The following is a 10,038-nucleotide window of genomic DNA, read 5'->3' as shown; positions in this document are numbered from 1 at the left end:
GTACGTCCGGCCTTCACCAGCTCGACCATGTGGGCCCGGAATTCCGCCGGGTATGGGGTACGATGCCTGCCCATTTCGACACCTCCTGATCAAAAGGATAGGTGTCCGTTTTTGCGGGTCAATCTCAGCCATATGACCTGACAACACCACTAACCGATGGAGACAACAATGGAAGCGGCAACAAAACTCACCCGAATCCCGCAATACGAACCACTGCACTTCGACAGCACGAAGTCGCCATGGCATCCGTTCACGCCCTACTCGAACGACGTCCAGCTGAAGATGCTTCACATCGATCCCGTTAGCGGACAGGTGACGATGCTTCTAAAGGCGCCTGGAGGTTGCTCGCTCGGCGTCCATGACCACTACGGGACGATCCACGTCTACACGGTGAGCGGTGGCTGGTACTATGAGGAGCACGAGAAGGACTGGGTGGCGAAGGCTGGCGACTTCATCTATGAAGTCGCCAACTCGAAGCACACGTTCAAGACGGTCCCCGGAGAGGAAGTGGTACTTTTCATCATCCTGGAGGGCTCGATCGCGTTCCTCGACGAAAACGGCAACAAGGTCGGATTTGAAAATGCGACGACGTTTCAACAAAGGTACATCGACCATTGCCTCGAAAACAACATGCCACTCGTCGATCTGAACAGCATGGTACGCGCTGCCTGAGCCAATGTTGGCACCGGGGCGGACTTTAGGTGCCCCGGTGAATAACGGGGCCGCGCCGGCTGAGCCGGCGTTTGTGTGAGCCCGTCATACATAGCAGAAAAGAGACAAGGAGGCGAATATACGTAGGCGCAGTGACCGTCATGCACTCCATTCTTTTCGGTTTGGATGCAATCAGTAAGAAGTGGACAGCCGTTGGCGCCGCAATGCTATTTGGGCTGGTTACTGCGCTAGCCGTCGTAGCAACTGAGCTAATCAAAGCAAGAGGTACTCGAGCTGCGAATGGTCACAAGAGAAAACTTAGTCCGTTGCGCCGAGACATCGTGTTTACGGCAATTACGACATTGGGGATGCCGCCGCTTTTCTGGAACAATATGCATGCTGCGCCCGCTACGACCTCGTAGATGCCGAGACGAGTCGCGACGGCTTTGGCCGTGGGCTCGCTGTCGCCCGCGAGCATGACGATGCGAATGCCCTCCGCGAGCACGCCCTCGACAGCGTCCCCAGCACACCACCGCGTTGCTCGCCGATCCGGCCTTTGACGCCCTTGCCGCAAACGGCCTCGACCAGCGCCTTGCCGTCAAACACGCGAAGTAGGTGCCCGGTGCCCGAATTGGGCACCGGAATCTGGCGTTGGATTCTAGGCAACCAGTGCTGCCGCAATCTTACTGACTATCATCCACTGACTGCAGCGCTGATGGGCACTGAGGGACGTATTCAAATGGGATTGTCGGGGCGCCTGGGGCAGCGCCATCCTGGCGCGGATTGCGCGCACGCACGGTCTTCGGAGTGCGGAATGCCGCGTGGCCCGCGATAGGCGTATTGCATCGAACTACGGCAGTAGCTGCCTGGGCCTGCAGTAGCCGGGTTCTTCGATACTGCGCGTGCCCAATTCGCGTGGACTGATGCTCCGGCTAAAGCTACGCCGCGGGCGCGGTTGACGTTGGGCAAAGGCGGTTATATCTGGTCACGGCCGAATGCGCTCAGCCGGTGGACGTCGAGTACGTCGATCTGGTTACGCGAAACCCGCACAATGCCGAGCCTTTCGAGGTTTTGCAATGCCTGATTGCTTCGCTGGCGCGAGACTCCCGCCAGCAGGCCGATTTCTTCCTGTGAAATGGCGAGCGTTCGTCCTGTCTCGGGGTAAAGATCGGGATTGAATAGTTGCGCAAGTGATTGAGCTACTCGCGCGTCGACGTCGAGCAGACGGCTGTTTTGGATTGATGCGATGAATTCTCCCATACGGTTGTTCAGCTGACGGATCACGAATCCATTGAATGGCAGGCTGGACGATAGCAACGTGTGGAAGGTCGCTGACGGAACGAGCAGGACGACGGACGGCCGAATTGCCACCACATCATATTTGCGGAGTTCCCGCTTGATGACGCTGCCTTCGCCGAACCAGCCCCCCGGGGGTACGCCTGAAAAGGTGCAACTGCGGCCGGACGGGGTGTAGAGGGCAAGCTTGAGCAAGCCGGAATGAACGCCAATCCAGTAGTCGGACGGCGCCTGCCGGCGAGCGACAAGCGCCCCGGTCTCGCGGTATTCGGCTTGCGCGTGCTCCAGTACGAGGGTCTGGTGTTCACTTGCAAGTGCGCGAAACCACGTGCAGCGTCCAAATAACCGGGGCGCTTCAGCCTGTCCGATCTCCTCAGACGTGCTATCCCTGAGCGGGGCGGACGGGGTGTCGGGAACGTCATTCATGGGCGGATTTTGAGAAAAAGAGCATAGGGTGCGCTCAAGGAGGCTTTGTCATCGCAATGACAGACCCTCAACAATGTACGTTGCTAGTCTTTGTTGATCAAGTTCAGCAAAGCTAGGAAGCGATGTCATGACGCACATGTTCGATGAGGGCCTTGACCGCCGGCAGGCCAGCTATGCCCCCTCACGCCTATCGAATTTATCGCGCGAGCGGCCGACGTTTATGGAGACCGCCTTGCGGTTGTCCATGGTGACGTGCGCCGCACCTGACGCGAAACATAAGTGCGTGCAAGGTGCCTTGCCAGTGCGCTCGAGCGGGCGGGTGAGTTCACGTAGGGATTGTACTCATGTATGCATTTGTCAATGTCGTTGACAAAAGCATATGTGTTTATACAATTCGGTCTATGGCCTAACCGCCATGTCGCGTCGATCCAGGCGCGCGCCCGAACCCATCGGAGACAAAAGATGAGCACCATCAACAAGCTGGGTGACGCCGAGCGGATAGCGCTGCGACTGGACTGCATCATCAAGCACATGCGCGGCCTCACTGATGCCCGCGGCTCGGGTCTCAAAGTCCACCGCGAGGCACACGGCGAAGTGTAGGGAGGAGAGCGTATCTGGACTAGTCATTGAGCGGCGATAGATATGCCGTTCCAGGTCGCGACGTTGTTCTGAATGTGGAAGGCAAGACGGGGGAGGTGCAAGCGCGGCGCCTCGATGAGCCGGCATGCTCAAGAAGTTGGCATGTACGAATGCTTTTTGTATCGAAGGCGAGAGCCTTCCATCTGTCGGTAGAAGCACGAGGCAGGCCTCTTGCCGACCCCACATCAATCCATAGAGGAGACAAACAATGCGAGCTGCAGTGTACTACGGCAATAATCAACTAAGGATCGAAGACCTGCCGGAACCATCCGTATCGGCGGGCCAGGTCAAAATCAAGGTCAGTCGCAACGGCATTTGCGGCACCGACCTCCATGAGTACTACGACGGTCCGATCTTCGTTCCGAAGGCGGAGCCCCACCCCCTGACTGGAAAGGCGATGCCTCTCGTGCTTGGCCACGAGTTGTCTGGAATCGTAACCGCGGTAGGTGCGGACGTAACGGACGTCCGGGAAGGCGACAAGGTCGCCGTTGAGCCAATTTACCGGTGCGGGGATTGTCGTCCGTGCCGGACCGGCTATTACAACCTTTGCAACTGCATCGGCTTCCATGGACTGATGGCCGATGGCGGCATGGCGGAATATACCGTCGTGCAGCACAACATGGTTCACAAGCTTCCGGACAGCGTGTCGGTGGAGATGGGGGCGCTCGTTGAGCCGATGTCGGTGGCCTATCACGCGGCCAAACTCGGGAGTGTGAATGACCAGAGTCGGGCGCTGGTCTTCGGCGCTGGGCCCATAGGCCTTGGCCTGTGGTTCGCCTTGCGCGGCATGGGACTCACCGAGATCGACCTTGTCGAGCCGTCAGTGGCGCGGCGCCAGGCCGCCGAGGCACTAGGTGCGCGCACGATCGACCCCACGACCGTGAACGTCGCCGACCTGATCGCCGAGAAGACGAATGGAAACGGCGTAGATGCTGCCTATGATGCAGCCGGCGTACCGGCTGCGGTCGCTTCGGCGCTCGATTGTATCGGCGAGCACCGTGCGCTCGTCAGCGTGGCAGTTTACGACCGGCCGATGCCTACGCCGCTACTCAACCTCGTACTCAAGGAACGGCGTATCCAGGGCACGATTTGCTATACCGCCGACGACTATCGGGCCGTCATCGATCTCATGGCCAAGGGGCACTACAACATGACCGGCTGGGTCGAGACTATCCCTTTGGAAGGAATCGTAACCGAAGGATTCGAACAGTTACGAGCCGGGCGCAAGATGAAGATCCTGATCGATCCGTCCGCTTGAGCGCGCCACTACGTTCGGCTTCGAAACATATTTACGAGGAAGAGCCATGGCGGTTGCTCGATATCACTGGTGCGGCTCGCGGCATCGGCAAAGCGATCGCGCTGCGACTTGGCTAAGGGCGGTCACCGCTTCGCGGTTTGGGACTCGCCTTGGATGGCGGAAGAACTGGAAGCTACGCGCAAAGAGATCGAGTCCTGCGGTATCAAAAAGGTCGGCAAAGGCGAATCCATGAAGGCTTATCGCCGCGGGAATTGCGCTCGGCCGAGTCTCGATGGGCATGGAGGTCTCCGGCTTCGTCTCTAGCGAACCCGGTTTCCGACGATATGACTGGTCTCAATCGCTCTCAAAACAGACGCTGTTCGTTTGGGCGGCGCACCAGCGACTTCTCGGCCACCAGGTTTCCTTGTCCTTCGCACGCTTCCGGCGTTGACCGGTATCTCTAGCCACCGGCACACGCACCTTACTTAAGGAGACAAGATTGTCACTGCTCGCTCAAGACCTTCTGGAACTCGCCAGCATGCCGGTTCGCGGTGCACTCATCGAGCACCTTCTGCGCGAATTAGCGCAGAACCTGATCGCACCAGGAGTTCGGCCAGTAAACGCTGGTTGCTAATCCGGCACACGGAGATTTGGTGCGGATCCAGACTTATTATCAGAATATTGGATTTTACTGTGTCATAAGTCTTACGGGGGGGCATCTGAAGTGCGGCATGGGCAGCGCAAAAGCCGTTGAGTCAGCTGAAAGTCAAGTCGTATAAATCAGTATCGGGATCGCTGTAAGCCGAATATTGCTCATGGAGTCAATAACGTAAATTTATTAAATTGTTAAGTAGTCCTAAATAAGTTCCGTATTGGACCGAAAGGGCTCCGACCGGATCAATATTACATAGAAGGAGACAAAGTATGGATCAACAACGATGGTTCGCAGCAAAGGGATTAGTCACCTCGGTGTTCGGGTTGACGCTCGCGGGTGCGGCCCAGGCACAGAGCAGCGTTACGCTCTATGGCGTCGTCGACGCCGGCTTGTTGTTCACGAATAAGTCGCCGAATGCGTCGACTGGGCAGAACGCAGGCAGGCAATTTGCGCTGATCGATAGTGGCGATTCGGTATCGGAGTTCGGGCTTTTAGGCGTGGAAGATCTCGGCCACGGGATGAAAGCGGAGTTCAAGCTCGAGAGCGGCTTCAGTATGGCCAACGGCGCGTTCAACGATTCAAACGGCAACATGTTCGGCCGGCAGGCATGGGTCGGACTGAGCAACGACCTCGGCGAGTTCAAGGCTGGTCTGCAGTTCTCACCTTTCTTACTATCGCTGTACGAACTCGACCCGCGCGGCTTATCGCAGTTCGGCAGCGGCATCGTAAACTATGTCAACAACGTGGTGGCTACAGGGATTTTTAACGCCAACGCTGTGTCTTATACGAGCCCGGTGATCGCCGGATTGCAGGGCAGCGTGATGTTCGCGTTCGGCGGCGCGGCCGGCAATTTTTCTGCCGGCCGCCAATATTCCGCCAGCCTGAAATACGACAACGGCAGCCTGACGATCAATGCGTCGTTATACAACGGCAATGCCGGCGGCAATGCTCAGACACCCGTTCCGACCACGCAGCCGTTTCTCGGTCGAATGCTTGGCGCCGCATACAAATTCGGCAAGGTAACGGTCAAGGCATCGTTCACAAGCTACAAGGTGGCCGGCTCGTTCAACAACAACGTTTATGGTGGTGGTGTTGACTATCTGCTTCTGCCCGATCTCGATCTGAACGGCGGCGTCTGGGTCACGAGCGATCGAAATCAGACGACAAATCACTCGGTCATGGGCGCGGTCGGAGTCCAATATTTCCTATCGAAAAGGACCACCTTGTATGGACAGGTGGGTGTCGTGAACAACCACGGAGCGATGAACACCGGTCTCTCGATCAACGGCGCGCTGAACGGCGTCACGGGCACGACAGTGGGGGCGAACCTTGGCGTTCGCCACGTTTTCTAAACGATATCTTTATTCGTCGGCATTGCGTCACGGCTACCACTGACGGAGATGCGCGGATTGGTACTTCCCGGTCGCAAATCGGTACCGACCCGCGCAGTGCTAATAAGCATTTTGTTCGTGCTGAAGACCAGCATTTGCTGGTGGCACGGTGCGCAGAGATAGAATCGAATGGAGTATAACGTGCCTGAAACGCAACATCGCATCGCCGTTGATGAACTGCACAAGATCGTCGAATGGACAAGCGCCTGGTACGAACAGGCCCGCGCTGCCAATTTCGTAAGTTACCCGTACCAGGCAGATAACGCCGTGGTCGCGCGTTTGCGTCAATACTATCGCGCAGGCTTTACGCCGGCGCAAGCAGTCGAGGCCTACTTTGGCCTAGCGCTGGCCACCTTGATCCCTCTCCAATGCGCATGCTCAGGAAGGCGCTAGCACACCCATGACGTCCAGCTCCGCTAGCCTGCCGACGCCCAAGCTTCAGGCCGCACCGCCGCAGCCCGGCGCCGCGGCGACTATTACCCGCAGTACAACATCCAAGGAGACACAACATGGTATCGACTTCTCTTCCACTGGCCGGTAAATCGGCGATCGTGACCGGCGGCGCGCGCGGTATCGGCAAAGGCATCGTGCTGGAACTGGCGCGAGCAGGCGCCGACGTGCTGATCGCCGATCTGCTGGATGATGCGATGCAGACCACTGCCGGCGAGGTACGTGAACTGGGTTGGCGCGCTGTCACCCGTCGCGTGGACGTGACCGACGCCGCGCAGGTGCAGGCAATGGTCGACCAGGCGGTGGCGGAACTGGGCGGGCTGGACATCCTGGTCAACTGTGCGGGCGTCATCAACATCCACCCAGTCGCGGATCTCACCGAGAAGGACTGGGACTTCGTGATGGATGTCAATGCCAAAGGCACCTTCCTAGGCTGCAAAGCCGCGCTGGGGCCGATGCGTGAGCGGAAGTCGGGGCGCATCATCAATGTCGCCTCTATCGCCGGCAAGGAAGGCTTTCCAAATCTCGCGCACTACAGTGCTTCCAAATTCGCGGTGGTGGGCTTTACCAACGCGCTGGCCAAGGAGGTGGCGCAGGAGGGCATCACCGTGAACGCCATCTGCCCGGGGATCGTCCGCACGTATATGTGGGATCGCCTCGCCGACGAATGGAAGAACGACGGAGAAACGGTTGAGGACTCGTGGGCTCGCCACCAGCTCACACTCATTCCCCAAGGTCGCGCGCAGACGCCGCAGGACATGGGGCGATTGGCGCTGTTCTTCGCGACGATGGACAACGTCACCGGCCAGTCGGTCAACGTGGACGGCGGCTTTACCTTCCACTAGGCCGCAAAGTGCCGCTCCGGTCCCTCGTTCCCAACCCGTTTCACGTGCATATGCCATCCAACATCGTCGACTTCAATGCCGACGCCGACGATCCCCTCGTGGCGGAGACGGCGCTGCTGTCGCTGGCCGCGGCGGGCCAATGCGTCGCGCATCTGTGGCAGGCGCCGATGTTGCTCGTGGTGCCGCGCAGTGGCCGGCGATTCCCGGCCCTGAAGAGCGCTCGGGCAGCGTTCGCACGGCGCTCGCCTGACCGCACCATCGTCACCAGCCCAATCGCCCCCGTGCGGCTGATTGAGGGCATGCACCAACCGTGGCGCAATCCGAAGTGGGCCGCCTCCTCCCAGAGTTCTGCGCTCTGCGTTTGGTTGTCGGCTCTCCAGATCAAGGGGTGCGGCTGAGTGAGCGCATGCCGGAGCGTGGGATCGACGGCAAAATAGTTGCGGCTGACATAGCGCTCGACCCACGCGTCCGGATAGTCCGACTGAAGCGTGAATTGTGGCTTGCTGACCGGGAACGGCACGCGGATGCCGAACGAACAGTGACCAAAACCCAGTTCCCGCGCCGCCGCGGCGAGCTCCCGGAACATATCCGCCTCGGACTTCGCCGCAGCGACACTGTTCAGATACGTCTCTCTCCATGCATGCATATCGCTACCACCTTCGCAATCAACGATGCCCAAACGGGCAGTACAATTTGCGGGACGGGGCGAGTTCCATTAACTATTGCAAATTACAACCCGATCATAGCCTCGAATTTCCCGAACTTGCTGGATATAGGCCGCATACTGCTCGGCACGGAGCGCGAAAAGGAGGTACTCGCGCTTTGGGTCCGCAGAGTCTTGTTTTTTGTGCGTTCATGGTGAGGCTCCCCCGTCGGCCATCAGAACGTCTGCCAGTCAGGCTCTGTTGCGATGACAGATGATTCGGCGGCTGCGGGCCCCTTCGGGCAACGCAGTGCGCGACGGGCTGACAGCGGCTTCACGAGGTCCGTCACAGCGGCAATGGCCCGCACTCGGCCCGCTGTGACGATAGAAAATTCGCCTGGTACTCCAGTGTCGCCAACCTTGAACGCCGCCACGGCTTCACGCAGGGCCTGCGCCTGTTGAGCCATCGACTGCGCTGCCGCGGAGGCTTGTTCGACAAGTGTGGCATTCTGCTGGGTCACCTTGTCCATCTGCGTGACCGCCGTATTGACCTGCTCGATGCCGGCGCTCTGCGCTTCCGATGCCGCTGCGATGTCATTCATGATGTCCGTCACGCGCTTCACCGACTGGACAACTTCGCCGATCGTCTGGCCCACCTCCTCGACGAGCTTCGAGCCGGTGTTAACCTGCGCGACCGACTCGCTAATTAGCTCGTTGATTTCCTTGGCCGCCGTGGCACTGCGCTGCGCAAGTGTGCGGACCTCGCCGGCCACGACGGCAAACCCGCGGCCCTGCTCACCGGCGCGGGCCGCCTCGACCGCGGCATTCAGGGCAAGGATGTTGGTCTGAAACGCGATCCCTTCGATCACGCTGATTATCTGGGCGATCTTGGTCGAGCTGTCGGAGATACCATGCATCGTGTCGACGACGCGTTCGACCACGTCGCCACCGCGTCGTGCGATCCCCGACGCCGTAGTGGCCAGCATCGTCGCATGTTTCGCGTTGTCCGCGTTCTGACGAACGGTGCTCGTCAGCTCTTGCATGCTCGCGGCGGTCTCCTCGAGCGACGCGGCCTGCTCTTCCGTGCGAGATGACAGATCCAGATTGCCGCTCGCGATCTGGCTCGATGCAGTGGCGATGGTGTCGGTGCCCAGACGTACTTCTCCAACAATCTCTTTAAGGCGTTCGTTCATGTCCTTAAGAGATTGCAGCAGTTGACCGGTCTCGTCATTGGAATGCACTAGAATGCGACTAGTTAGATTGCCGGAGGCAACAGCCTGGGCAACTCGCACCGCATCACGCCATGGACGGGTTATCGAGCGCGTGACAGCACGCGCCAGGCCGAACCCGATCACGAGAGCCGCGGAGCCCAGTCCGACCATCAGGTTTCGGGCAGAGTCGATGTCCTGTCTGGCTTGCACACCGCCATCGGCAACCCGCTTTTTCTGGAAATCCACCAGTGCCTTGATGTGTTCCTGCAGGACGTCCAACAAGGGAAGCGTTTCGCCGCGCATCGTGCTGGCTGCTTCGTCACGCTTATCGTTGCGCAGCAACTGTGAAACCTTGCTGAATGAAGCGACGTACGCGGCGCGGGATTCCTTGATCTGAGCCAGCATCGCTCGCCCTTCGCGTTGCTCGACCAACTGGTCGAGCATTTCGAGCGCCTTGTCGATGGTCTGTAAGCACCCGGTGAAGGCATCCTGGGCCCAAGGTGCGGGCAATCAAGCCGCAGCAGGCGCCCAACGATGCGGTAGAAGCGCGGCGATGTCGTCGGCTCGATGGGTGGGCAATCGATTGAGCACGTC

9 protein-coding genes are annotated in these 10,038 nt (G+C 59.1%); 6 read left to right on the top strand and 3 right to left on the bottom strand.

Annotation, left to right across the window (positions count from 1 at the left end):
• Window positions 1–168: 168 nt before the first annotated feature.
• Window positions 169–672, top strand: a complete 504-nt coding sequence (locus C9I57_RS31825) for a 2,4'-dihydroxyacetophenone dioxygenase family protein (protein WP_181322027.1) — start codon at window positions 169–171, stop codon at window positions 670–672.
• A 954-nt stretch (window positions 673–1,626) separates the two neighbouring features.
• On the opposite strand, the gene C9I57_RS31815 is transcribed toward C9I57_RS31825, so the two are convergent.
• Window positions 1,627–2,373 carry a Crp/Fnr family transcriptional regulator gene (locus C9I57_RS31815; RefSeq protein WP_107154476.1) on the bottom strand — a complete coding sequence of 249 codons (747 nt, stop codon included), beginning with the start codon at window positions 2,371–2,373 and terminating at the stop codon, window positions 1,627–1,629.
• Window positions 2,374–2,835: 462 nt separating this feature from the next.
• On the opposite strand from C9I57_RS31815, the gene C9I57_RS32960 reads away from it, so the two are divergent.
• From C9I57_RS32960 to C9I57_RS31795, 5 genes are all read left to right on the top strand, one after another.
• Entirely contained in the window at window positions 2,836–2,973 is a 138-nt protein-coding gene (locus C9I57_RS32960) for a hypothetical protein (RefSeq protein ID WP_181322026.1), read from the top strand.
• Window positions 2,974–3,232: 259 nt separating this feature from the next.
• Entirely contained in the window at window positions 3,233–4,270 is a 1,038-nt protein-coding gene (locus C9I57_RS31810) for a 2,3-butanediol dehydrogenase (protein WP_258187928.1), read from the top strand.
• Window positions 4,271–5,173: 903 nt separating this feature from the next.
• Window positions 5,174–6,256: a porin gene (locus C9I57_RS31805; protein WP_107154474.1), complete on the top strand. Its 1,083-nt coding sequence runs from the start codon at window positions 5,174–5,176 to the stop codon at window positions 6,254–6,256.
• Window positions 6,257–6,436: 180 nt separating this feature from the next.
• Entirely contained in the window at window positions 6,437–6,688 is a 252-nt protein-coding gene (locus tag C9I57_RS31800) for a hypothetical protein (protein ID WP_258187927.1), read from the top strand.
• A 116-nt stretch (window positions 6,689–6,804) separates the two neighbouring features.
• Entirely contained in the window at window positions 6,805–7,590 is a 786-nt protein-coding gene (locus C9I57_RS31795) for an SDR family NAD(P)-dependent oxidoreductase (RefSeq protein ID WP_107154472.1), read from the top strand.
• A 40-nt stretch (window positions 7,591–7,630) separates the two neighbouring features.
• Here the strand turns inward: C9I57_RS31795 and C9I57_RS31790 are convergent, their stop codons facing one another.
• Together C9I57_RS31790 and C9I57_RS31785 are read right to left on the bottom strand one after the other, a co-directional pair.
• Window positions 7,631–8,236 carry an autoinducer binding domain-containing protein gene (locus C9I57_RS31790; protein ID WP_107154479.1) on the bottom strand — a complete coding sequence of 202 codons (606 nt, stop codon included), beginning with the start codon at window positions 8,234–8,236 and terminating at the stop codon, window positions 7,631–7,633.
• A 233-nt stretch (window positions 8,237–8,469) separates the two neighbouring features.
• Window positions 8,470–9,954 (bottom strand): methyl-accepting chemotaxis protein, encoded by a 1,485-nt coding sequence (locus C9I57_RS31785; protein ID WP_107154471.1) that lies wholly within the window; start codon window positions 9,952–9,954, stop codon window positions 8,470–8,472.
• Window positions 9,955–10,038: the final 84 nt, after the last annotated feature.

Source organism: Trinickia symbiotica, assembly GCF_003028655.1.
Lineage (GTDB): Bacteria > Pseudomonadota > Gammaproteobacteria > Burkholderiales > Burkholderiaceae > Trinickia > Trinickia symbiotica_A.
The sequence above is the reverse complement of the archived record's forward strand: the minus strand, read 5'-3'. Positions and strand labels throughout refer to the sequence as shown.

Bases quoted from the DNA above. Each gene is read 5' to 3' on its own strand.
- C9I57_RS31825 (WP_181322027.1), top strand. From the start codon at position 169: ATGGAAGCGGCAACAAAACTCACCCGAATCCCGCAATACGAACCACTG.
- C9I57_RS31815 (WP_107154476.1), bottom strand. From the start codon at position 2,373: ATGAATGACGTTCCCGACACCCCGTCCGCCCCGCTCAGGGATAGCACG.
- C9I57_RS32960 (WP_181322026.1), top strand. From the start codon at position 2,836: ATGAGCACCATCAACAAGCTGGGTGACGCCGAGCGGATAGCGCTGCGA.
- C9I57_RS31805 (WP_107154474.1), top strand. From the start codon at position 5,174: ATGGATCAACAACGATGGTTCGCAGCAAAGGGATTAGTCACCTCGGTG.
- C9I57_RS31795 (WP_107154472.1), top strand. From the start codon at position 6,805: ATGGTATCGACTTCTCTTCCACTGGCCGGTAAATCGGCGATCGTGACC.
- C9I57_RS31790 (WP_107154479.1), bottom strand. From the start codon at position 8,236: ATGCATGCATGGAGAGAGACGTATCTGAACAGTGTCGCTGCGGCGAAG.